This window comes from Elongatibacter sediminis (assembly GCF_037892215.1).
GTDB classification, from domain to species: Bacteria; Pseudomonadota; Gammaproteobacteria; order Xanthomonadales; family SZUA-36; genus Elongatibacter; species Elongatibacter sediminis.
The window spans coordinates 336,345-360,460 of record NZ_JAZHOG010000001.1; the positions used below are offsets into that span (position 1 = coordinate 336,345).

Sequence of the window (24,116 nt, forward strand, 5' to 3'; positions counted from 1 at the left end):
CAGCGCGGCTCACTCGCGGCTCATCGGAAATACGGAATGACTTTCTCACCAATCAGGCGTATCGCCGCGGCGGGGTCGGGACCGAGCGGACCGCCAATGGACACCTGGGTGACACCGGCATCGGCCAGCATTTCGATTTTGGCGATGGCATCCTTCGGACTCCCGGTAATGGCCAGTTGCGCCATCTCGGGAGTCACCGCGGCCCGCGCGGCGGCGTAATCACCGGCATCGACGTGGCGCTGCGTTTCGGCGAAGGAGGCCTGGCTGAGACCCACGGTGGCCAGCGTTTCCTCGTCCATGTAGTGACCGAAGTAGGCCAGCACGTCCTTCAGCGTATCGGTCATGGTTCCCTGGCCGTCTTCGGTGACTGAAAACCAGGCACAGCCGCAGATGTCGAATTCGGTCGGATCCTTGCCGGCCTTGCGCACGCCGCGCAGAATCCGCTCCGCCTGCAGTGATGCGCTTTCCGGCGGCGTCACCATCGGCAGGCTGCCGTCACCGAGCACACCGCTCAGTTCGAGGTCGTCATCGGCGAAACCGGACACGTAAATCGGTATGGCGTCACGGAATGGCTTGAAACGCATGTAGCACTGGTCCGACCAGTGGTAGACATCACCGTCGAATTGCGCATTTTCCCCGCGCCACAGCCGCCGCATCAGATCGCAGGCCTCGGTAATGCGCTGCAGTCGGTCGGAAGTATCGTGGCCCAGCCAATTGACCATTTTTTCGGTGTGCATGCCGAAGCCAATGGCCACCCGGCCCTGGCTCAGGTGATCCAGGGTCGCCATGAAGGCGGCTATTTCGGCCGGGGAAATGGCGTAGGGTTCGGTCCCGTTGGCGCCGACCACGATGTTCTCCGTGTTCTCGGCCACCGCCGCGATGATGGACCAGGCGTTGTACATGAACTTGTCGCTGGGAAACCAGGCCTGGTCAAAACCCATCTGGTCGGCCAGAACGGCCAGGTTCACAACCTCGCGCGGCGTGCCGAGGTGCTGGATGAGACGAACACTGAAACGCATGAATTTCTCCGAATCTAAAAGTCAGGGTAAAAAAAACAGGTTCGGGCGGCGCATATGGTGAGCCCATTCGCGGGGAACGGCTGCCTCAGGCATCGTCCGTTCGGCGCGCGGATCGAGGCACCGGCCAGTCGCCGGGCTGGAACAACACCCGGGTAACGGTTTCCATGGTGTCCGTTTTCTCCCGCAGGCGACCACGTACCGCTTCGGCATTCTCACCGAAGGCGAAACCGTAACTGAGCAGATCCCGGAAGCGGTCGAACTCATAGGCAGGGTTGCAACCCTGCTCGCGCAGCGCCTGATACTCGTCGAGCACTTCCGGAAACTTGTACATGACCCACCACATCACGCGGTGTTCTTCGTCAATTTCGGGATTTTCTTCCAACCACAGTTCGATGCCGAGTTCACCGGCGATCCGCTCGGCCTCGGTTTTCAGACTGAAGTAGTCGTCCGGATAGAACGGCGGACTGAAGGCGCAACGCTTGGCTTCACCGGCGATGCATTCGCCGAATGCCGTCATCATGCCCAGCATGAACGACCGGCGGTCGATCAGTTTCGCGAGATCGATACTCGCGCCGAAGGACTTGCCCATGAGCGCTCCCGAGTGACTGTCTGCCCGTGTTGAAAGGGCACCATAACACCGATCCCGACCACACTGCACATCGGCTTTAGGGCCAATGGTCCAGCGGCCTGCAGCCAAAAGTTCAGGCCTGAACGTTCATAACTAAACCATGGAGGTATTGGAGGGGCGGGAACCGCACCCGGGCGGGGAAAATGCGCCGGCGAACATCAATTCCAGGGGAGTGTTCACAAAAAAGCCCGGCTGCGGGCAGCCGGGCTCATACTTGCCCATTATTCTCAATTTGGTCCTCGGGCTGCTTGCCCGGGCTCCTGGCAATCCGTTGCCTTTCCCCGATCCTTCCCGGACCGGGTGGCGATCCTTCGCCTTCGCGGAAGCCGGTCCCTGGCTTCCTGAGCAATCCCTTGCTCATTCACAGTTCGACCTCGCGGCCATTCGAACACGGTACGTTCAGCTTTCCCTGCCGATCGCTGCCCGATGTTGCGGCTGACTCCTGTCTGCCTCGGGCGTCCCGACGTTCCCTCGCCGGTCCCTCTGTTCGATGAAACACATTCTGCGCTCACTGAGCCTGTCGCGACACTGTCACTTTTGACGGTTCGCTGATGCAAATACACCGGCCGGGGATTGAAATCATCCCACTTCGGCCGTCGCCTTCAGCAGGGTCTCGACACCCGGAGCCTCCTGTTCGGCGTATTCCGCCACCATGGCATGAAAGGCGTCCGAGCCGAAAACCTCGCCCACCGGCAACGCCTGCGCGTGGTCCACGGCCCGCTGCAGCCATGCACCGACCGCCGGGCGGGCGGCCCAAAGCGGCGTCAGCCCCAGCGCGCGGGCCCGGACCATGTAAGGCACCGCGGCGGCGTCCGCCAGTGAATACCGATCGCCGGCCAGCCAGGGCTCGCGGTCCGCGGTGATCTGCGCGGCCTGGTCCAGGGAGTCGTCCAGGTGCGCCACGAAGCGCTGCAGCGCAGCCACCGCCCCGGCGGCGCCCGGAGATTCCAGCCCTTTTTCATGGGTCGACTGCTGGCGTTCCCGACGGGCCGGGTCGGTGACCCGGCGGAAGTGTTCACGGAGTTCGTCGGGTGTCATGCGGGCATTCATCTGGTGACGCAGGAACACCGCATAGCTGAGCACACCGATGGCCGGATGAATCTCGTCGTCGATGATCTTGACGATCAGGCGCATCCGCGCCCGCGCCGCCGCATCGGCCGGCCGCAGCGGCGGTTGCGGAAACCGGTCTTCCAGGTACTCGTTGATCACCGAGGATTCGCGGATGGCCACGCCCTCATGGACCAGGGTGGGCACCACCGCCTTGGGATTCAGTTTCAGGTATTCCGGCGCGAACTGCTCGCCCTTGCGCAAATTGAGACGCAACTCCTCCCAATCGAGGTCCTTGGTCGCCATCGCGATGCGAACTTTCTGTGCGCAGGTCGATTCCACGCTGTGATATAGAGTCAGGTTCATGGCTCCATTCTCGCAGATGAATTCGCGATCCGGATTGCCGAGTGCGCAACACCTCGTTGCGTCGACTGCGACCTGCGATGCGTCTGGAAACCTGTACCATAAACGCCGCTTTCACGGGAGAAGATGTCCGCATCCGGGCCAAAAATCATGAATTCAGATTCCGCTTCGCTGTACCGCAAGGAAGACGCCCGCCTGGTGCGCGGCGCCGGACTGTTCACCGACGATGAGGTCGGACCCGGCCTGTTGCACGTGCATCTGGTGCGCTCGCCCTACGCGCATGCGCGCATCCAGGCCATCGATACCACGGCCGCCGAAGCCATGCCCGGCGTCGTCTGCACGCTGACCGGCGCGGAAATCGCCGAGCAGTGCGATCCGTACATGCAGATCGCGCCACCGCCGGCGGATGCGATCACCGATTACCCCATGGCCGTCGATCGGGTGCGCTACCAGGGGGAACCCGTCGTTGCCGTGGTCGCTGAAACCGCCGCCCTGGCAGCGGATGCCGGCGAGCGGGTGGAGGTGGAATACGATGTACTGCCGGCGGTCATCGATGTCGAGGATGCGCTGACCGACACCACCGTATTGCACGATACCGCCGGCACCAACCGGATCTGGCGCGAGGTATTCGAATACGGCGAGGTCGATCGCGCCTTCGAGGAGGCCGACCATGTGATTGAAATCGGCCGCCTGCATTTTCACCGCTTCGCCAGTACTCCGCTGGAAACCAACGCCTGTGTCGCCGAGTGGACCCGCCGGGGCAAGGTCGAAATCCTCTGCAACAATTCATTCATCGGCTTCGCGCAGCAGTTGCTGGCCCCCGGTCTGCGACTGGGCACCGACCAACTGCACATCCGCAGCCACGATATCGGCGGCAGCTTCGGCAACAAGATCTGGAACTACCTGTACATGGCCATCGCGGCGCTGGCTTCGCGCAAGGCGGGCGGGCGGCGGGTGAAATGGTCCGAGACCCGCTCGGAAAACCTGCTGGCCAGCGGCCACGGCAACGAGCGCACCTTCCTGGACACCGAAGTGGCCGTGAGCAAGGACGGTGTGATCACCGGCATTCGCTCCCGCCACCTCGATGACTGCGGAGCCTATCCCCGGTACGAGCCCCTCGGCTGCATCATCTGGGCCCAGGTTCTCCCGGCAACGTACGGTTTACGCAACGTGCGGTTCGAATTTGAGCAAGCGGTGACGAACAAATGCCCCGTCGTGCCCAATCGCGGCTACTCACGCATGCAGCACATCTGGTTCATGGAACGGGTCGTGGATGTGTGCGCACACACCCTGGGCATTCCGCTGGACGTGATCCGCGAGCGCAACTACATTCGCGAGTTCCCCTACGAGACACCCAACGGCTGCATTTACGATTCCGGCGATTACCTCGGCATGCTCGACCGCGCCAAGGAACTCATCGGCTGGGACGAGTGGAAACGCAAGCAAGCCGAAGCCAAGGCCGAGGGCCGCCGCATCGGAATCGGTATCGGCGCGACCCTGGATTCCGGCACCAACAATTTCGGCCAGGCCCGCATCATCAATCCGCACCTGCCGTTTTCCGGTAATTCCGAGGTGTGTACGATGGCGGTCACCCTGGACGGCACGGTCCGGGTCACGCTCGGCACCGGGCCATCGGGGCAAAGCCACGAAACCGCCGCGGCCAACCTGGTCGCCCGGGAATTCAACATCCCCGCCGACGCGATTTACGTGCAACCCGGCTTCGACACGGCCTGGAACACCTTCGCCGGCCATTCCGGCACCTACGCCAGTCAGTTCGCGGTCACCGGCATGACCGCCATCCAGGGCGCCTGCGACAAGCTCAAGGCGGAAATGCGCCAACTCGCCGCGCATGCGCTGGAAGCCGCCGAAGGCGATCTGGAATTCGCCACCGGGGAACAGGGCCCGGAAGTGCGGGTCCGCGGCACCGACCAGAGCCTGCCGTATTGGATGCTGTCCAACCTGGTGAACAACAACAACGCCTCGCTGGATGACTCACTGAAGGATGTCAGCCTCAACGTCCGCAATGTCTTTCGGCCCGAATTCGAAGTCCCCGACCTGGAACGGAAATTCGGCAACCTGACCCTGACCTACGCGGCCCTGCTGCACATCGTGGTGGTGGAGATCGACCCGGACACCTGCCGGCCGAAAATTCTGGCCTACGCCGCGGTGGATGATTGCGGCACGGTACTGAACCCGAAGATCGTCGAAGGCCAGGCGTACGGCGGCACCGCCCACGGCATCGGCGCATCATTGATGGAACAGTTTCCGTACGATGCCGAGGGCAATCTGCTGACCACGACCTTCAGCGATTACTGCCCGATCACCGCGATGAACATGCCCGACGTGGCCCACGCCAACATCGAGTCACCGTCACCGTTTACCTACAACGGCGCCAAGGGCATGGGCGAGAGCGCCGGCGCACCGCTGCACGCCATTTCCGGCGCGATCCAGGATGCGTTGTGGGACGAGGAAATCGTCATCACCGACTCCTACCACGCCGCGCCGGCCATGCATGAAATTCTCGGCCAACCCAACCGCGACCGCGTCGTCAAGGTGAAACGCTGACATGAACACCGACATCCCCATCGTCTATCCCCTCGCCGAGACACCACCACAGGCCGCGGCCAGCGCCGCCCTGCTCGCCCCGCCCGGCCTGCTGACCTGCACCCGGGCGCTGGAAGGCATGCAGAAGGAAGCCGTGGTGATCGACGAAGCCACGCAACAGGCCTGGCGCGTGCTGTGCGACGAAGGCCCCTGGCTCAACGGCACCGACCTGGCGCCCTTCCCCCTGGGTTATTTCGTCGGCGGACTGGCGTCCTGTGTGCTCGCCGATGTCACGGCGGCCGCTGCGGACCGGGGTGTGCCGAGCGACGACCTCGCCTTGCGGGTGGACATCCACTTCACGATGGAAGGTTCGATCCTGCGCGGCACCATGGCCGCCGGCGTCGATTCCATCGAAGTGAAGCCTGCGGGTGCGTCCGGCGAAGCGGTGGCGTCGCTGCTGTCGGAGTCGCTGCGCAATGGCAGCCCGGTCGCCTCGACGCTTGCCGCTCACCTGCCAAGCCGCTTCCTCGTGCACGTCAATGGCGAGATCGTCGACTGGCCCGGCAGTCCGGCGGGCGCACTCAGCGAAGCCGGAGATCCCGCCGCCCTGTTCGAAGGTCTGTCACCGGCAGACAACGCCGACACCTCCGAACCGCTGGTACACAAAGCGGCCGAGGCCACGGAAAGCGAAGGCGCCGTGGGACTGAAAGGGGAACAGAAACGCTCGGTTCATATCGCCGCCGACGTACGGGTTCGCCCCGACGGCCTGCACGAAATCAGCGCATTGTGTGTCCAGCCCACCGGCAGCCGTTTCGTACTGCTGGCCAGCGGCAACCGCGACGACATGCGGGCCCCGACCGGGGCGGCCTACTTGTCCGCCGGCATCGCCTTCTGCTTCATGACCCAGTTGGGCCGTTACGCGCAAATCCGCAAGCTGCCGCTGTCGGGATATCGTATTGTCCAACGCACCGCGTTCTGCGCCGATGCGCCGTCACCGGTCGAGACCGCCGTGTTCCTGGACAGCGAAGACACCCACGAGAGCAACCTGAAAATGGTGCAGATGGGCGAGCAGACCTGCTACGTGCATACCACCCTGCGTGAACCACAAGAAATCGAGGTCGGCGAACGGACCGGAGCAGCCGGAGCCTGATTCAATCCGGTTGCCGGCGGAGCGGAATCGGGCCCGAATGGCACCTCAGTCCGCCGTCACCACGACTTTTCCGATTACCTTTCCGGCTTCCATCAAGCGGTGGGCTTCGGAGATTTCTTCAAACGGAATGGTCGCCCCTACCAGCGGTTTGAAGTGGCCGGCGTTCAGGTGCTTACCGGCCGCCAGTGCGTCTTCCATGGTGCCGAGCCGCGAACCCAGTATCCGCAACTGTTTGACGAACATGCGGGTGACGTCCATGTGCACGTCGTCCCCACTGGTCGCCCCGGCGCTGACGATGCGGCCACCCGGGCTCGCCAGTTCCAGTGAACGCTCCCAGGTTGCCTGGCCAACGTGTTCAAAAACCACGCTTGCACCCTCGCCACCGGTGATGTCCATGACACGCTCGACCACGTCCTGCCGGTAGTGATCGACCATGAAATCGGGCCCGAGGCCGCGCAATACGTCGAGTTTGCGCTGGCCACCGGCGCTGGCGATCACCGTTGCGCCGGCGAGTCGTGCAATCTGAATGGCCGCGCTGCCAAGTCCACTGGTACCGGCCCAGACGAAAACAATATCGTCCGGTGTCAGCGCCGCCTTGCCCATCAGCATCTGCCAGGCGGTGATGTAGGTGTTTGGAAAACAGGCCGCATCCACGTTCGAGACCTGCGCGGACAACTTCACGGCCTGGCGGGCGGGAATCGTAACCAGTTCCGCATAAGCGCCGTTGAAAACGCTGAAGCGCGGGCAATTCTGCAAATGCCCGCGAATGCAGTAGCCGCATTTTCCACAGGGAATATAAGGATTGGCCGTAACACGTTCACCCACGGCAAAACCCTCGACCTCGCTTCCCTTGTCCACAATTTCCCCGGAGATATCGATCCCCAGAATGGCCGGAAGATCGACGCGGTAAGCGGGATGTGGGTGCCCTTTGCGAATCCAGACATCACGGTGGTTCACGGTCGTCGCGCGCATCCGGACCAACAGATCCTCTGCGCCGGGAACCGGCTCCGGGACTTCCTCCACGCGAAGGACTTCAGGCCCTCCGTGTTCATGCATTCGTACGGCGCGCATATTGCGTTCCCTCATACGGTCGTTATCCGTATTCCTGCGCGTAACAGGCTGACGGCATGACTCGATCACAAGGACACTGGCCCTCCGGGCCGTATCGGTTGAAGCTCACTTGATCAACAAAATCCGGTCCGCCACCGGATACAGCCATTCAACGCCCCGTTCGGTCACCACGGCATCGTCTTCCAGTGGAATCCGCACCTTCGCATTGTTCCAGCCCGGATGAGCTGTATAGGCGAAAAGTTCTATGGAAATCAACGTTCCGGGACGCAATTCGAATGTTAACTGTTTGGGATTGAAAAACGCCAGCGACGGGCCGATACCGTGTCCCCAGTTACCCACCGAGTGCGGTCCGAGGACGACATCGGTGACCCCGGGATCTTCGGTCGGCTGATTGAATCCGACCCGGTTGAACCCGGCCGCCTCGATCGCCTCCCAGGTACGATCCAGCGCGATCTGCGCGGTGGCCGCCGGACGGATCGTGCGTTTCATGATGTTACGGACTTTCACTGCCTGGTCGAAAGCATTCTGCAAGCCGGCCGGCGCCTCCGTTTCCCCTTCACGCAGCACGTAGGCAATGCGCTTCATGTCGGTGTAGAAATCGAGGAAGCCCACACCCCAGTCGATCATCAGCAGGTCGCCCCGCTGAATGATGCGATCACTGGACACCGCGGCGATGCCATCGGGGCCCGTGACGTAGACCGACGGCATGTCGAACGAAGATTCCAGCCCGCGGCGGAGCTGCTGGTCGGACATCCACCAGGCAACGTCTTCCAGGGTGGTGACACCGGGCGTGATCACTTCGTTGGAAAACGCGCGGTCGGCGATTTCGCGGCTGATTTCACCAGCCTCCGCGAAAGCGGCGATTTCGATGGCCGTGCGGGTCGAACGGAAATCCGACACGAAACGCTCGGCCGAAACCAGGCGGTTACCGTATTCGCCCAGAATATCGCGCAGGTGAAGGTAGGAAGTGTGCGACAGGCCGTCCGCTCCACCGATGGCTTCGGCCATGTTGACCCCGATCCGTTGCGGATCGCGTTCGGCGACGTAATCGGGCAATTCGTCCTTGCCACCGAAATGATCGTAAACACCGCATTCTTCCAGGCGGTAACCCCCGACCCCGAGTGCCGCGCGCTCAACTCGGTCACCCTTTCGGGTGAACACGTAGTACGCCCAGTCGGTCACGTAGCCGCGGCCCAGTGCTTCCCACAGCGGATCCAGCAGGCCTTCACGCATGACCACGATCCACATGTCGAGATCGTTGGCCGTCATCGCGCCAGGCATGACGAGGTCGAATTTCTCCGCCCGGATCTGGCACATCCGTTCCCAGCGGGCGCGCGCTTCCTGGGCCTCGGCGGTTGGCGGCGCTGTGAACAGCGCGACCCAGAGGAAAACGGCAAGTATCAAAATGGCTCGGGTCACGGGGTATCTCCTATGAATGGGGTCAGGGACGAACCGGCTCGGCAGGAAAAAGTAACGGACGCAAAATCACCGGGCCAGCAACTCACGAACCTGTCGCATGAATGCCCGATCGTCCGTCCCCGGCGGCAAACGCTCCGGAAACAGGCGGTCCAGGTCGGCCAGGGTCAGGTAATCGGGATGGTGCAGTTCCGCAATACGCGCCACCAGGTGTGTCTCCCCACCTCGTTCCGCGGTGAGGCGGTATATGTGCAGGGCCAGGCCGGCGCCGTCACTCGGTTCATTCAGGCCGGTCCACGCCAGGGTTTCGGTACCGACCGGTATCCATTCCAGGTCAATGGTTTGCTTGCCCACCGACCACCCGGCCGCTTTAAGGGTACTGCCAATGGATGCGCCGGCTTCGATGCGCTGCATGCTGGGCGACAGGTCCGCGTCTGGCGCCGGGACGAACCCCGTCAGCGCCAGGGTCCTGGCGATCCGCTGGTCAGCCGTTCCGCTGTATAACAAAGCGACCCGCAGCCCACTGCGGGAGGGCAATAACTCCAGGCCATAGCTGCCGAAACAGCGTTCAATACGTTCACTGTTCAAGAGGGGTTCCGAAAGTTCGACGAAGGGGCAGGACGCATCCCGCGCCGCCCCCGACGACGGCACCAGGGCCAAGAGCATCGCGATCACAGCGACAGGAAATTTGAGGCACACGGAGATCAGGGCAGCCTGGAAAAGGCAATACTCTAGCAAAATCGACACCCATCCGGAACGCATGAAAAACAAGGCTCCCGGATGTGAGACGACAGCCGCGGCACAACGTCAGCCGCGTTCCTGCAAAATGCAGAACGTGTGCTAGACTAATTTGCAACTCCACTGAAAGGGAATTCGGTCCCGTCGAGGTCCTCATGCAATTAACCGTCCGCAAAAAAGTGGCCAATGGCCTTGTCCTTTTTCTGCTGGTACCCAAAGCGGGCGTCTCGGCCTCTGAACTTTACGAGACGTACGCCGACGGATTTTCCCAATTCACCGCACGGGATGATTTCGATATCGCCGGGGAACGCGAAAGCCTCGGTTCGGACACTGCGACGGTCAAGGTCAAATCCGGTTCCGACGTGGAAGGAACCGATCCGACCGGTGGCGACCCGACCGGTGGCGATCCGACCGGTGGCGACCCGACCGGTGGTGATCCGACCGGCGGCGACCCGACCGGTGGTGATCCGACCGGCGGCGACCCGACCGGTGGCGATCCGACCGGCGGCGATCCGACCGGTGGCGATCCGACCGGCGGCGATCCGACCGGTGGCGATCCGACCGGTGGCGATCCGACCGGCGGCGATCCGACCGGCGGCGACCCTTCGGGCTACGATCCTTCTGAATTCGATCCGGATGGCTACGATCCGTCCGGGGGCGACCCGTCCGGCTGCATGCCCGCCTCCGCACCGCAGAACCCCGTCATCGAGGCCCCGCGTCAACTGGTAACCGCCGAAGACGGCAGCACCGACCTGTTCCAGATCTCCATGCCGCTGGGCACGGTCTATCCCCGGACCTTCCACATCGTATCCAGCGACCCCGGCGAAGCCAGGGTGGACCCGGACGTGGTGCAACTGGGCGACGACGCCTGTATTCCACGCTCGATCCAGGTCATCGGACAGAACGATTACCTGATCGACGGCGATGCCGGTTATTCCATCGAAGTACGGGACGAACAGGATTTCACCGTCGGCCAGATCGCCGGTGTCAACCTGGACAACGACGATTACACCGGCGTGGCCGTGGACGTACTCGGTCCCACCTCCTTGCCGCAGGGCGGCAATGGGCTGTTCCTGGTGCGGGTCGCCAACGTTTCCGGCGATGAGCTCAAGAAGAACACGCTTCTGATCGAAACCACCGCGCAACTGGACATCACGGATTACGCGACCGCCTTGCTGTCCGGAAATAAATTCAAGGGCAAGGGCAAAACCGACAAGAAATCCGGCGCGCTGGTCTTCAAGGGCGTCAACATCGGAACCAACGACATGCTGATCGTGTCGGTCAACGTCAAACTGGACAAGCTGAGCGTGACCGATCAGGCCGTGTCCGCCCGCTTCGTCAGCGCCAAGGGCAAGCATCAGACCGACGACGACGAGGACGTTCGCAGCGCCGTCCCCTGACGTTTTCGCCGTGGCCACCCAAACGGGCGTGGACACTGAAGAACCGGCCGCGGCAGCCTTCATCGAGCAGGCCTGCAGCGCGGCGGTCGCGTCGGCGCCCGCCCTGCTGGATGTGCATACCGCACCTCCGGAACGCACCGCCCCGCTGGATATCGCGATCCCCATCCACAACGGCGCCGCGCTGCTTCGGGCCTGCCTGACCGCACTGATACCGACCCTGTCCGAAGGCGACACGCTCTGGCTGATCGACGACGCCAGTGACGACGCGGAGACCTGCGAAGTCATTGCGGAATTCGCCACGGCCTGGCGCGATACCCGCTGCATCACGCTGGCCGAAAATCGGGGTTTCGTCGGCGCCTGCAACGAGGCGTTCCGGCGAACCACGCGGGACATCGTTCTGCTCAACTCCGACACCGAGGTCGGCCCGCATTGGCTGGAACACCTGCAGGACTGTCTGGCGCGCCATGATGACGCCGCCATCGTCTGCCCGATTTCCAATCGCGCGACGATACTTTCGGTGTGTCCGGACGGGTCCGGGGCGCCGCGCGAGTCGATAACCGCGGCAGTGGCGGCCCGGACCGCGGGTTTCGTCGAACTGCCCACTGCCGTGGGTTTCTGCATGCTTATCCGGCGTGAAGCGTTGCACCAGACCGGGCCGTTCAGCCAAACCTTCGCGCCCGGTTACGGCGAGGAGAACGACCTCTCCATGCGCTGCCTGGCGGCGGGTTGGCGCATTCTCGCCGCCGACCGGGCCTGTGTGTTTCACCATTCGGGCGGCAGCTTTACTGCGGAGAGCAGCCGGCGATTGCGTCAACGCCATCAGCAACGGCTGGACCGGATCTGGCCCGAGTACGGCCCCCTGGTGCGCGCCTGGTGGCGCGACAATCCGTTGCGCGCCCGAACCGAGTCCCTGGCCTGGCCCGGGGACCCCCGGCCGGCGGTGATTCATGTGCTGCATCGCCAATACCACGTGGGCGGTACCGAACGCGTTACCCGATCACTGATTCGCGAATTGAGTTCGGACTATCGGCAGTGGCTGGTGTACCCGGGCGATACCGAGGGTCCCGCCTGCGACCTCGAACTGCGCGCCCAGGGCCCACACCGTGAACTGATGCTGAACCGGCGCTGGATCCGCCCGGCGACCCGGATCGGCGGGCACGGGGCGGATTTTTCCTGCGCCCATGCCGAACGCGCCCTCGCCCGCATTATCCGCGGCAGCGAAGCCCGCATCGTGCATTTTCACCACCTGCTGCACTGGGACTCGCTGGTCCTGGCGCGAATCGCGCGCCGTCTGGGCTGCCGGGTGCTGATCAGCGTGCATGACTTCTGGTTCAACTGTCCGATCCATAATCAACTGGAGCACCACACGGGCCAGCCGTGTGGGCGGCCGGTGCTTCAGCCCGATGACCGCTGCCGCGACTGCCTGGCCGGCTATGAGCTGCAGGCCGGAACTCAAGATGTTTTCGCCCGGGCCCGACAAACACTGATTCGGGCCATGTTCCATGAATCCGATGCCCTGCTGGTCCCCTCCCGCTTCATCCGAGACAAAATGAAGGCAGCCTACCCGGACCTGCCGGAGGACTTGATTCACGTGCATCCGCACGGCGTCGCGCTGCCCGAATCCGGGCCCAGCCCCACTGCCACGAATTCCCAATTGGATGCGCTGGAGCAAGCCGAAAGCGGCCGCCCCCTGATCATCGGCTACTTCGGGGGTGACCAGGTTTTGAAGGGCGCGGAAATCGTCCTGCACCTGGCGCAGGCTCTGACCGATGCCCCGGTCCGTTTCCGCATCCACGGACGCATCAAGGGTTTTGATCCCGACCGCCTGCCCACCAACGTGGAACTGCGCGGCTTTTACAATCCGGATGACGTCGGCCGGGTGATGGCCGGCATCGACCTGGGCCTGCTGCCCTCGCATTACGAGGAATCGTTCAGCATGGTGGCGTCGGAATGCTGGGCGCACGGGGTCCCGGTTCTGGCCAGTTCCCGCGGCGCGCTGGCCGAACGCGTGCAGCCCGGCACCCATGGCTGGCTGGTGGCCGACATGCGGCCGGAAAGCTGGACGGAGGCGCTGAGCCACGTACTCGAGGAGAAGGTTCTGTCCGATTGCCGAGCGCGGCTCCGAAAAGTCCGCGTGACATCGATCCAGGACTCGGCACACGCCCTGGCGGGCGTGTACCGTCAGTTGCTGGAATCAGCTCCCATACCGGACCCGGAAGCTGGCCACGATGCGAGCAAAATGGTGGAGGCGACCGGCAAGCCGGCGCTGGATACCCAGCTCGCGCCGGCCCGATTCCGGCAACAGGTCTCAGCGCTCCGCGGCACGGTGCGGCCGATCGCGGACACCCGGCCCGGTCACTGCCTCGGCGTGATGCGTGATCACTGGGGTACCGCGCACTACCGCATTCGATTTCCGCTCGAGGACCTCGCCAGCGACAGCGACGACACCACCTCTCATTTTCATGTGATTCGGGATGAGGGGTTCGATCTCGGCAGGGCACTGGCGGGCTCGGCGGCCCGCCACGTCGCCGTGCAACCGTTTCTGTCGGACGAGGGCCTGCGGCTGATGGACCGTCTGCACCGCGAACCGGGCACCCGGATCACGCTGGTCGTCGACGACCTGTGGACGGCGCTGGCGCCGGACAATCCCGCACGAACGATGCTGCCGGACGACGTGCCGGGACGGCTGGCACAGGCAGCGGCCCTCAGCGATGCCCTGGTGCTGACCACCCCTGAATTGCGCACCCGGCTGGATCTGAATCACCCCAACATCCACGTGATCGAAAATGCCCTGCCCGACTGGATCTGGAACGCACCCGCCATCGACGAGCGGCAGAATATGCGAGCGGACGGTCAGAACCCGCGGCGGCCGCGCATCGGCTGGGCCGGCGCTCCGCAGCACGGCGCCGACCTGGCCTTTCTCGAACCGGTGGTGCGCGCCACCGCCGACCGGGCCGACTGGCTGTTCCTCGGCATGTGCCCGGAACCCCTGCAGGCCCTGGGCGTGCAGGCATTGCCGATGGGTCCGTTCGACAGCTATCCGAAAAGGCTGGCCGAGCTGGACCTGGACATCGCCATCGCGCCGTTGACGGACCACCCGTTCAACCGCTGCAAGAGCCACCTCAAGGTGCTTGAAAACGGCATACTCGGCGTACCGGTCATCGCCGCCGACCTGCCGCCGTACCAGCACTGCCCGGTCCCGCTCGCGGCGCCAGACGATGCCGAAGACTGGATCAGCCGAATCACTCACTGGCTGGACGATGAAACGGAACGCCTGCGGCAGGCGCGCCGGTTGCAGACCTGGATACTGGAACACCATCTCAGCCGGCACCGCCGCGAACGCTGGCTGAACGCGCTGGGAGTCACCGAACATGACGAATGAAACCGACCCGAAGGCAGCCGCCACGACCGACAGCCTGCGTGACCGCTACCTGGATCTGGTGAAATCCGCGCTGATCAACGAGTTGTACATCGAACTCGAAGCCCAGATGCTGATGAGCGTGCTCTGCGCCGCCCAGAAAACAGTTCCCGAACTGGAGCACCTCTGGGCGGTCCGCAAGGACCCGGCGCTGCTCGACCAGTTGCGCGCCGCCAAGCAGGGCGGCGACACCATCCTGCTGGAGACCCCGATGGAAGGGCGTGCTCCCGGGGTCGATGGCAGGCTGCGCAACTACAGCGAATTCAGCCTGACCCTGGTCGGCCGCAAACGTCTGGACAACCTGCAGCATTGCATCGAAGACGTACTTCGCAACGGGGTTCCCGGCGACCTGCTCGAGGCCGGCGTGTGGCGTGGCGGCTGCTGCATCCTGATGCGGGCCGTGCTCGCCGCGCACGATTGCGCCGACCGCACCGTGTGGGCGGCGGATTCTTTCGCCGGTCTGCCGGCATCGGACGAGTCGGAGGATCGTGACTACGCGATGGACGCGTCACGCCTGCCGGTTCTGGCCGTGACCGAAGACGAGGTACGCGCCAATTTCGAACGCTTCGGTCTGCTCGACGCGCAAACCCGCTTTCTGCCCGGCTGGTTCGATGAAAGCCTGGCATCCGCACCGATCGATTCACTGGCCGTCCTGCGCATCGACGCGGACCTGTACGCTTCGACCCTGACCGTTCTGGATACGCTCTGCGACAAGGTATCGCCCGGGGGCTGGGTGATCATCGACGATTACGGCATTCTGCCGCCCTGCCGCAAGGCGGTGGACACCTACCGCGAGCGCGAGGGCATCACGGCTACCCTGCAACCCATCGACGATCACGGGGTGTGCTGGCAGGTGCCCTGACGCGCAAAAGGCGTCTGAAACTCCGGTGCAGGGGCCGCTCCAGGACCTGGTGGTGCAGCAGGCTGTAGCCGACGATCAGCCCGATCAGCCCCACATAGGCGCCCTGAGCCACAACCGGGGAAAGCCCCCCGGCCCAGCGATCGAAACCCAGGTGATTCGTGGCGGCCAGCACCAGGGTATGGCTCAGGTACAAGGCATAGGAAGAGCCGCCGGCCGGTATGCCCAGACGGGGCGGAAATCGCACCCCGGCCTGTTCCAGGCGCACCAGTCCGGCCACGATCAGCAGCGAGGCCGAGCCGAAAACCGCCACCCGCACATTGACGAAGTAGCCCTGGATCAGCCGCCCGGCGATGCCGCTTTCATTCAGCCACCCGCCTGCCGCGAACAGGGCCGCGCCCGCCAGTAGCAGTCCCCAGCCCCAGGCCGAGGAAGCGCCGGGCCGGCGCAGGCACCGGATCGCGAGCAGCGCCCCCGCCAGAAATTCAAGCAGGTAGGGAAACGCCAGGTATTGCTCGTATATGCTCATGAGCTCCAGCCGGCCCGGATCATAAGCGTGTCGCACGAACTGGGTGTAAGCCGCCCAACCCAACATGGCGGCGAGGAGGCCGGTCAGCCACCACGCGCGCCGCCGACCCGCGATCGCGATCAGCACGGCGAACAACACGTAAAAAACCATCTCGAAAATCAGGGTCCAGCTCACCGGGATCAGAAGATCCGGCAACGGCGTCGGCCAGAGAAAGAGTGAGCCGAGCCACGACACCCCGGTCAGATAGGTCCCGCCCAGCCAGGTGAACAACGCAATCGCGATCGCGTAGAACGGCCAGTAACCCGAATAGATACGCGCCACCCGGCGCCGCATGAACGACCAGGCATCGGCCGGCCCCGACGATTCCGGCGTGGTCCAGACCATGATGAACCCGGAAATGACGAAGAAAATATCGACACCGGCGAATCCCGCCGCCCGGCCGAATGCGAACAGCGGCCCCGCGGCCTGCCCGGCCACGCCCAGATGCGCCGACGCGTGATACAGCACGACGAGCAACGCCGCGATGAAGCGCAGTGCCTGTATGTTAACCAGCATGAAGGGATAGTCGTCGCTGCACTGCATGGGCGTCAAGCCCCGGCCGGGGCCCAAAGCCGTCACCATCGCTCACGGCAAACCCGGCTCGAAAATTGTCGCCGGCCCTGCCCGGGTGCTAGGGTTTCAGGAGATCAAACCAACCGAGGCAGCGCCATGTCGATACTGATCCGAAATGGCCGCGTGATCACCGCGGTCGACGATTATCATGCCGATGTGTTCATCGACGACGAAACCGTGTCGGTCATCGGCCGCGAACTGACCATGGAAGCCGACACCGTCATCGACGCTGAAGGCAAGTACGTTTTTCCCGGCGGCCTCGACCCGCACACCCACATGGACATGCCCTTTGGCGGCACGATGTCCGCGGATGACTTCGAAACCGGCACCCGCGCCGCGGCGCACGGCGGCACCACCACGATCATCGACTTCGCCATCCAGACCAAGGGCGAGTCGACCCTTCAGGGGCTCGAAACCTGGCACGCGAAGGCCGACGGCAAAACCGCCATCGACTACGGCTTCCACATGATCGTCACCGACATGGAAGACGAACGCCTGTGGGAGATGAAGCACCTGGCCGACGAAGGCGTGACCTCCTACAAGCTATTCATGGCCTACCCCGGCGTTCTGTATGTCGACGACGGAACGATTTTCCGGGCCATGCGACAGGCCGGAGACGACGGCACCGTGGTCTGCATGCACGCCGAGAACGGCATCGTCATCGACGAAATCGTCAAACGGGCTCTGGCCGAGGGGCATACCGCGCCGAAGTATCACGCACTCACCCGGCCCACTCGCATGGAAGCCGAGGGAACCCACCGGGCCATTGCAATCGCCGAGGTGGCTGACGTCCCGGTTTACATCGTGCACCTGTCCTGCGCCGACGCGCTGGAGCAGGTGACCCTGGCCCGCAATCGCGGCGTTCTGGTATTCGCGGAAACCTGCCCGCAGTATCTGTTCCTGGACTACTCGCACTACGAGCAGAAAGGATTCGAGGGTGCCAAGTACGTGATGACCCCGGCTCTGCGCGAACGTTGGAACCAAGACGAATTATGGCGCGGACTTCGATTCGGCGACCTGCAGTCGATCTCCACCGATCACTGCCCGTTCTGTTTCAAGGAGCAGAAGGAACTCGGCGTGGATGATTTCTCGAAAATCCCCAACGGCGCGCCGGGCGTGGAGAATCGCATGGCGCTGGTCTACAACGGCGGCGTGCACCAGGGCCGGATATCGCTGAACAAATTCGTTGAACTCACTTCGACCGCGGCCGCCAAAACCTTCGGCCTGTTCCCCCGCAAAGGGACCATCGCCGTCGGCTCCGATGCCGACATCGTCGTTTTCGATCCGGCGCGCACCGAGACCATCAGCGTCAAGAACCCCTGCACCCACCACATGCGGGTGGACTACAACGCCTACGAGGGCATCGAGGTGACGGGCTTTCCGGAGTCCGTGATTTCGCGTGGCAAAGTCGTCGTGCAGAACAACGAGTACCTCGGCAAGAAAGGCGACGGTCAGTTCCTCAAGCGCGGACTTTATGGCGGGCTGCGCTGAGGCGAGTTGACGGTACAACACCCGTATCCGGCGCACCCCCGGGAAGGATCACTGACCGGATGGTCGGTTACGGTGAATCCGCCCCCTCCATGGGCTGAGCTCAGCCACAGCTTGCGGAAACGGTCACCTTGCCGCCGGACCGATCAGCGATCTCGTTCCGGAAGTGGGTCCACAGCCGCATCGGGCGACTCACCCGCATCGGCTTCCAGAACCTCGAACTCGCCCAGGCGCACGTGTTCACCACGATAATGTGACTCCGCGACTTTTTCGACCTGCTGCAGAATGCCCAGCACGTTGTCCGGCCCCAGCACATCGCCTTTCATGCCAACGGTACGGTAGGTTTTGACCGATCCGTCGCGGCGCAGCCCGTGCGCGATGGTATTCATTCCCCGCTTACGCCGCGCCTTGATCATCAGGCTGCGGGCGACCGCCTCATCCGAATAAATCTGAGCCTTGTCGAGGAAACGGGCCCAGGCAGCGCGCTGTTGCGCCGGGCTCAGCGTCGCCCAGGCCTCATCCCGCAGGCGCGCGTAATTGACCTGCCCGAATTCGGCAGCCAGCGCGGCCCAGACCCAGCCCTGGATGCGATCGGCGTCTTCGTCCAGCTCATCCAGATGGATCAGCGCGAGGCGGTATTGCGCGGTCTTGCTGCCGAACCGGGCCAGCACTTCGTATTCCTCGAGGGCATCCTCGTATCGACGCTCCTCGTACAGGCGCTCTGCCTCACGCAGGCGTTCCGGCAGGGGCTTGAGCATCATCGCGTCCAGTGACGGTCCGGAAGCGAAAGCCCGCGGAACGGCCAACAGGCCCATGCCGGCCCCGATGCCGACCGCCACCGCAAGCGAAGCCGCACCCAGCACGTCAATCAATCGCGACCGGAAAGACATACTCGAAGTCTAGCAGGCTATTGAAGCACCTTCGGGAAATATAATTCCCGGATTCGCGGTCTGATAGGTTTCCATGCCCGCGGAGTCTGGATTCAACATGAAGAAAATTCATCTCGCCCCCTCCTATCTTGCCGCAGCCCTGGCCTGGGCCAGTCCGGCACTAGCCACACAGCCGATCGAGGCCCTGCTCGAAGAGGCAGTGGCCGGCGACCATCGCAACCCGGTGGACCGGGCCCGTGACGACGCGCGCCATCCGATCGAAACCCTGATGTTTCTCGGCCTCGATCCAGACATGACCGTGGTCGAAGTCTGGCCCAGCAGCGGCTGGTATACGGCCATACTCGCACCGGCCTTGCGACATCAGGGGACGTTTTATGCCGCGGGGTTCGCCATGACGGCGGAACGGACGCCGCAGTGGCGCAAGGACGTACAAACGGATTTTGCGGAAGCCCTGGAGAGCCGACCGGACCGTTACGACCACGTTGTTGTGACAGAGCTTTCCATTCCCGAACGCACCACGATGGCACCACCCGGCAGTGCCGACCTCGTTCTGACCTTTCGCAATGTGCACAACTGGATCAAAGGTGGCTACGCCGACGAGATGTTCCGGGCGATGGCGAGAGCCCTCAAGCCCGGCGGCATACTCGGGGTGGTCGAGCACCGGGCCCTGCCGGGCACGGACATGGAACAGATGAAACAGTCCGGCTACGTCACCGAGCAGTACGTGATTGAACTCGCGGCGCAAGCCGGCCTGCGCCTGGACGCCCGCTCCGAGGTCAACGCCAATCCACGCGACACCCGCAATCACCCCGCCGGCGTGTGGAGTCTGCCCCCGGGCCTGCGCCACTGCCGGTCGATGGACGATGCGGCTCGCAGTGAGGCCTGCCGGTCAGAATACCTGGCCATCGGTGAGTCGGACCGAATGACCCTGCGCTTTCGCAAGAACGAAGCGGGCACAGGCCCTCTCGATCCGTGAATCGAACCCTCGTTCGCAAGGACGAAATCGAGCATTTCTCACGGGCGCCGACTTGCGGGATAATAGGCCCGGCCGCGTGAAGATATCAGCGCCCTGCAAAGTTCCCGCAACAACTTTCGCATAAACGATCAGGCCGATTGCCGGCCCAGAGTTTCACCTGTTCACTCCCCATTCCGCATAAAGCTAGGATTATGAGCACAACAAACGATTCATGGACGCCACCCAGGGTGTGGCAATGGGACGCGGCCACCGGCGGCCGCTTCGCGCACATCAATCGCCCGGAGGCCGGCGCCACCCATGACCGGGAGCTGCCCGTTGGCCGGCATCCCCATCAACTCTATTCCCAGGCGACACCGAACGGCGTAAAAGTCACCGTGATGTTCGAGGAATTGCTCGACAAGGGGTTCGAAGAAGCCGAATACGACGCCTGGCTGATCGATGTGAACAAGGGAGACCAGTTTGGCTCGGGTTTCACCGCCGTCAATCCCAATTCAAAAATTCCGGCCATGGTCGACCGGTCCGTGCAACCCGTCATCCGGGTGTTCGAATCGGGTTCCATCCTGCTGTATCTCGCCGAAAAATTCGGCGCCTTTCTTCCCGCGACTCACGCGGCGCGAACCGAATGTTTGAACTGGCTGTTCTGGCAGAAAGGCAGCGCGCCCTTCCTGGGTGGAGGATTCGGGCATTTCTACGCCTACGCACCGGAACCGATCAAATACAGCATCGACCGATATACATTGGAGGTCAAACGGCAACTCGACGTACTCGACCGCCAATTGGCCGACAACGAATACGTGGCCGGGCCGGAATACAGCATTGCCGACATCGCCATCTGGCCCTGGTACGGCGCGCTGGCGCTCGGACGCCTGTACGATGCGGCCGAGTTCCTGCAGGTCGATTCCTACCCGCAGGTACAACGCTGGGCGAAGCTGGTCAATGGCCGCCCGGCGGTGCAGCGCGGCCGCCGGGTCAACCGCAACTTCGGCGACCCGGACGAGCAGCTGCACGAACGGCATGACGCCAGCGACTTCGACAAGCAGGCCCCCGGCGCCTGATTCCCACCCGACGGCCGCCCCACTCGCGGCCGGTTCATTGAACGGAGATAACAACATGGTAGTGAACACCCGGCCCGGCGCGATGCGCCGGATGCTGCTCGTACTCGCGGCGATTCTGACAGCCAGCCCGGCGCTGGCGACCGAAGTGACGATACAGACGAGCCTGGGAGACTTTCAGGTAGAACTGTTCGACGAGGCCGCGCCCGTGACCGTCAACAATTTCCTGAATTACGTGCGCGGCGGCGACTACACCGGATCCTTCATCCACCGCAGCGTGCCCGGTTTTGTGATTCAGGGCGGCGGCTTTACCTTCGCCGACGGCGCACCGGTCGCAATCCCGACCGATCCGCCGATCACGAACGAGCCCGGCATTTCCAACCTGCGCGGCACCATCGCGATGGCCAAGCAGGCGGGAAACCCCGACAGTGCGACCAGCCAGTGGTTCATCAACCTGGGGGACAACTCCGGGGAACTGGACGATCAGAACGGCGGATTCACGGTCTTCGGCAAGGTTCTGGGCGACGGCATGCAGGTCGTGGACGCCATTGCCGCCCTGCAGATCTGGAATGCCGGCGCGCCGTTCGACGAACTTCCGCTGATTGACTTTCCCGGTGGCAACGCGACGATCGACGAGGAACACCTCGTTTTCGTCGATGTGCAGGAAGACGCCGAATTTTCCATCAACGCCGGTCTCAACGATGCCTGGTTCAACCCTGCGACCAGCGGCCAGGGCTTCTTCATAACCGTTTTTCCGGATCTGGGCCAGGTCTTCCTGGCCTGGTTCACCTACGATGTGACCCGTCCCGGAACCGGCGCCGAAGCACAACTCGGCGAACCGGGCCATCGCTGGCTGACCGCCTTCGGCCCATTTTCCGGCAACCGGGCGGAACTCGACGTGGAAATCACCTCCGGCGGGGTGTTCGATACCAGCGACCCGGTCCCCGCTCAGGAGGCGGACGGAACCGTGGTGCTTGAATTCACCGACTGCGAGACCGGAACCATCGAATACGACCTCCCCTCCATCGACCGCCAGGGCGTGATTCCGATCGAACGCCTGGCCCTGGACAACGTGCCGTTCTGTGAGAGTCTGACCGCGCCCTGATCACAACGCCCCGCAAGAATGGGGTCAGAGCAAGAATGGGGTCAGAGTAAAGGGACAGAGTAAATTCACTCTGTCCCTTTACTCTGACCCCAGCCCTGCTGACCCTTTACTCTGTCCCTTTACTCTGACCCCATTCCTAATTGGTCAATCGTCGTTGTCCATCAGGAACCGGATCTCTCCGTCCAGGCCGGTCATTTCCCAGCGTGATAGCGCGATGGGGATGCTGTCGGTGGCGTTCAGGGCGTCGAAGAATTCGCGCAGGGAGAACGGTTCACCGGCTTCCTCGCGCAGCTTGGACCAGTCGGCCAGGGTGCGTTCGAGCAGGTATTTACCGGTGATGTAGCTGGTGCCGTAACCCGGCTGGCGCAGGTACAGGTGTTGTTCGAAAATCAGCAGGTCGGGCTCGGTCTTCATCCAGCCGCGCGGCGTCCATTCCATGTGGATGCGGCCGGCCTCCTCCATGGTCATCTCGTTGGCATGGGCGTACAGCGAACCCAGCCCACGGGCGGCGCGCTGGGCCATCAGGATCCAGACCAGTTCACGCGATCGTGGGCTGTCGTCGTACAGACCGGCGTGCATGAACATTTCCTCGACCCCGGTTGCCGTGCCTTCATTGCCGCTGTCAAAGATGTTGTACAACAGCGCGTTTTTCCGGATCGGACTCGCATGTGGCGTTGTGTCCATACGCGCCAGTTCAAACCAATGCCAGAAATGCGTGTACAGCGGGGTCGGGTCGTAGTGCGCGGTAATCCAGAAGAAGTGCCGCGTTTCTTCCGGTACGAAACCGCCCAAATGCGACCGCAAGGCCGTTTCGAAATAGGGTTCGACCGTCACGATGTCCTGCTCGTCGAGAAACTCGATGAGGCGGGTCGCGGACCGGTCGGCCAGTGCGGCATATTCGGCCGCGTTCTGTGCGGCTTTCATCGGCGGCAGATTGCGGTTGCGATGCTCCTCCAGTTTCAACGACGACCAGGCCCGGTCCAGCTCGCGCTTGAGCAGGCGAACCTCGTCCTCCCAGGTCAACGGCACCAGGTGCACGTTCTGCTGGTACCAGGTGTAATTCTCCCGGCCGATACCGGACGGTCCGGTCTTCTTCGGCGCTTCCGCTTCCAGCCAGTCGGCCAGTTCGACGGTCGCGGCACGAGCCGCTGCGATCGACTCGGCCAGGGCCGCGTTGTCGTAATCGCGGGTCAGCTCTTCGATGGTGTCCAGGTCCGCCGCCTGGTTGCGGATCACTCGAATGCCGGCGAACCAGAGTTCCCGCGCATTGCCGGTCAGATTGGCCCGCGCCTGACGATACAACGGCGGGATGACGGCGATTTCACGGGACAGCCTGGCCTGCTGATCCGCAGAAAGCGGAAACTCGTAAGTCCAGAATTCGACCACCGCGTGATGGGTCGGACCTTCATGAGCCGGCACGTCACTGCGATCCATCCACACGGTCTTGTAGTACGCGGGATCACGCGCCCACGGGCGCAGCACCCGCCGGTTGAAGTCATAGCCGTTCATTTCGGCACGCACCAGGTGCCAATCGACCTGTTCCGGCACCGACCAGTCTGTGACATCCATCGCCAACAGCCGCCCCCGCAATTCCTCGAACCCGGACCGCCTGGCCGCGAACCGGTCGTCACTGTAATCAGGCGCGCCGTCCAGCACCGGTGGACGCTCGAAGGTGCGCCAGTCCTCGAACAGTTCGACCAGATCCTGATGGGTCTGCGCCCACACTCCATCCGTTATCAGAAACAGACAGATCACGACGGGCAAACGGAGAAGCATTCGGTACATGGTGTCTTTCCCTGGCTTTGAACGCC

General features: G+C 63.3%; 18 protein-coding genes. 9 read left to right on the top strand and 9 right to left on the bottom strand.

The window, feature by feature from the left end:
• Positions 1–20: 20 nt before the first annotated feature.
• The 3 genes from V3330_RS01350 to V3330_RS01360 all read right to left on the bottom strand — a co-directional run bounded on the left by V3330_RS01350 (position 21) and on the right by V3330_RS01360 (position 3,060).
• The gene (locus V3330_RS01350; protein ID WP_354693578.1) at positions 21–1,019 is read right to left on the bottom strand and encodes an LLM class flavin-dependent oxidoreductase; all 999 of its coding nucleotides are present in this window, start codon (positions 1,017–1,019) and stop codon (positions 21–23) included.
• An 85-nt stretch (positions 1,020–1,104) separates the two neighbouring features.
• Positions 1,105–1,608 (bottom strand): hypothetical protein, encoded by a 504-nt coding sequence (locus V3330_RS01355; RefSeq protein WP_354693579.1) that lies wholly within the window; start codon positions 1,606–1,608, stop codon positions 1,105–1,107.
• A gap of 618 nt (positions 1,609–2,226) precedes the next feature.
• A complete protein-coding gene (locus V3330_RS01360; protein ID WP_354693580.1) occupies positions 2,227–3,060 on the bottom strand; it encodes a glutathione S-transferase family protein in 834 nt (277 codons plus the stop codon).
• Between the two features lie 147 nt (positions 3,061–3,207).
• On the opposite strand from V3330_RS01360, the gene V3330_RS01365 reads away from it, so the two are divergent.
• Both V3330_RS01365 and V3330_RS01370 read left to right on the top strand, forming a co-directional pair.
• On the top strand, positions 3,208–5,622 hold the full coding sequence (locus V3330_RS01365) for a xanthine dehydrogenase family protein molybdopterin-binding subunit (protein WP_354693581.1): 2,415 nt from the start codon (positions 3,208–3,210) through the stop codon (positions 5,620–5,622).
• 1 nt (position 5,623) lies between these two features.
• Positions 5,624–6,751 (top strand): OsmC family protein, encoded by a 1,128-nt coding sequence (locus V3330_RS01370; RefSeq protein ID WP_354693582.1) that lies wholly within the window; start codon positions 5,624–5,626, stop codon positions 6,749–6,751.
• Positions 6,752–6,796: 45 nt separating this feature from the next.
• Here V3330_RS01370 and V3330_RS01375 read toward each other — a convergent pair whose 3' ends face one another.
• The 3 genes from V3330_RS01375 to V3330_RS01385 form a co-directional block, all read right to left on the bottom strand.
• On the bottom strand, positions 6,797–7,822 hold the full coding sequence (locus tag V3330_RS01375) for a zinc-binding dehydrogenase (RefSeq protein WP_354693583.1): 1,026 nt from the start codon (positions 7,820–7,822) through the stop codon (positions 6,797–6,799).
• Positions 7,823–7,927: 105 nt separating this feature from the next.
• Complete coding sequence (locus tag V3330_RS01380) at positions 7,928–9,241, bottom strand: M24 family metallopeptidase (protein WP_354693584.1); 1,314 nt, start codon at positions 9,239–9,241, stop codon at positions 7,928–7,930.
• 66 nt (positions 9,242–9,307) lie between these two features.
• Positions 9,308–9,826, bottom strand: a complete 519-nt coding sequence (locus V3330_RS01385; RefSeq protein ID WP_354693585.1) for a hypothetical protein — start codon at positions 9,824–9,826, stop codon at positions 9,308–9,310.
• Between the two features lie 305 nt (positions 9,827–10,131).
• On the opposite strand from V3330_RS01385, the gene V3330_RS01390 reads away from it, so the two are divergent.
• Genes V3330_RS01390 through V3330_RS01400 form a run of 3 tightly spaced genes read left to right on the top strand, consistent with a single transcriptional unit; the run spans position 10,132 to position 15,656 of the window.
• Positions 10,132–11,376: a hypothetical protein gene (locus V3330_RS01390; protein WP_354693586.1), complete on the top strand. Its 1,245-nt coding sequence runs from the start codon at positions 10,132–10,134 to the stop codon at positions 11,374–11,376.
• Positions 11,377–11,386: 10 nt separating this feature from the next.
• Positions 11,387–14,758, top strand: coding sequence for a glycosyltransferase (locus V3330_RS01395; RefSeq protein ID WP_354693587.1), 3,372 nt, complete (start codon positions 11,387–11,389; stop codon positions 14,756–14,758).
• Complete coding sequence (locus V3330_RS01400; protein WP_354693588.1) at positions 14,748–15,656, top strand: TylF/MycF/NovP-related O-methyltransferase; 909 nt, start codon at positions 14,748–14,750, stop codon at positions 15,654–15,656. The genes V3330_RS01395 and V3330_RS01400 overlap by 11 nt, the downstream gene beginning before the upstream one ends.
• Here the strand turns inward: V3330_RS01400 and V3330_RS01405 are convergent.
• Positions 15,607–16,764, bottom strand: coding sequence for an acyltransferase family protein (locus V3330_RS01405; protein ID WP_354693589.1), 1,158 nt, complete (start codon positions 16,762–16,764; stop codon positions 15,607–15,609). The genes V3330_RS01400 and V3330_RS01405 overlap by 50 nt on opposite strands.
• A 126-nt stretch (positions 16,765–16,890) precedes the next feature.
• Between V3330_RS01405 and hydA the strand changes: the two genes are divergently transcribed.
• Positions 16,891–18,285, top strand: a complete 1,395-nt coding sequence (hydA, locus tag V3330_RS01410; RefSeq protein ID WP_354693590.1) for a dihydropyrimidinase — start codon at positions 16,891–16,893, stop codon at positions 18,283–18,285.
• A 143-nt stretch (positions 18,286–18,428) separates the two neighbouring features.
• On the opposite strand, the gene V3330_RS01415 is transcribed toward hydA, so the two are convergent.
• Positions 18,429–19,172 carry a hypothetical protein gene (locus V3330_RS01415; RefSeq protein WP_354693591.1) on the bottom strand — a complete coding sequence of 248 codons (744 nt, stop codon included), beginning with the start codon at positions 19,170–19,172 and terminating at the stop codon, positions 18,429–18,431.
• 97 nt (positions 19,173–19,269) lie between these two features.
• Between V3330_RS01415 and V3330_RS01420 the strand changes: the two genes are divergently transcribed.
• The 3 genes from V3330_RS01420 to V3330_RS01430 all read left to right on the top strand — a co-directional run bounded on the left by V3330_RS01420 (position 19,270) and on the right by V3330_RS01430 (position 22,305).
• Positions 19,270–20,148, top strand: a complete 879-nt coding sequence (locus V3330_RS01420; protein WP_354693592.1) for a class I SAM-dependent methyltransferase — start codon at positions 19,270–19,272, stop codon at positions 20,146–20,148.
• A gap of 191 nt (positions 20,149–20,339) precedes the next feature.
• Positions 20,340–21,203, top strand: coding sequence for a glutathione-dependent disulfide-bond oxidoreductase (gene yghU, locus V3330_RS01425; protein ID WP_354693593.1), 864 nt, complete (start codon positions 20,340–20,342; stop codon positions 21,201–21,203).
• A gap of 55 nt (positions 21,204–21,258) precedes the next feature.
• On the top strand, positions 21,259–22,305 hold the full coding sequence (locus V3330_RS01430) for a peptidylprolyl isomerase (RefSeq protein ID WP_354693594.1): 1,047 nt from the start codon (positions 21,259–21,261) through the stop codon (positions 22,303–22,305).
• 144 nt (positions 22,306–22,449) lie between these two features.
• On the opposite strand, the gene V3330_RS01435 is transcribed toward V3330_RS01430, so the two are convergent.
• Positions 22,450–24,090: a DUF885 domain-containing protein gene (locus V3330_RS01435; RefSeq protein WP_354693595.1), complete on the bottom strand. Its 1,641-nt coding sequence runs from the start codon at positions 24,088–24,090 to the stop codon at positions 22,450–22,452.
• Between the last annotated feature and the right edge of the window lie 26 nt (positions 24,091–24,116).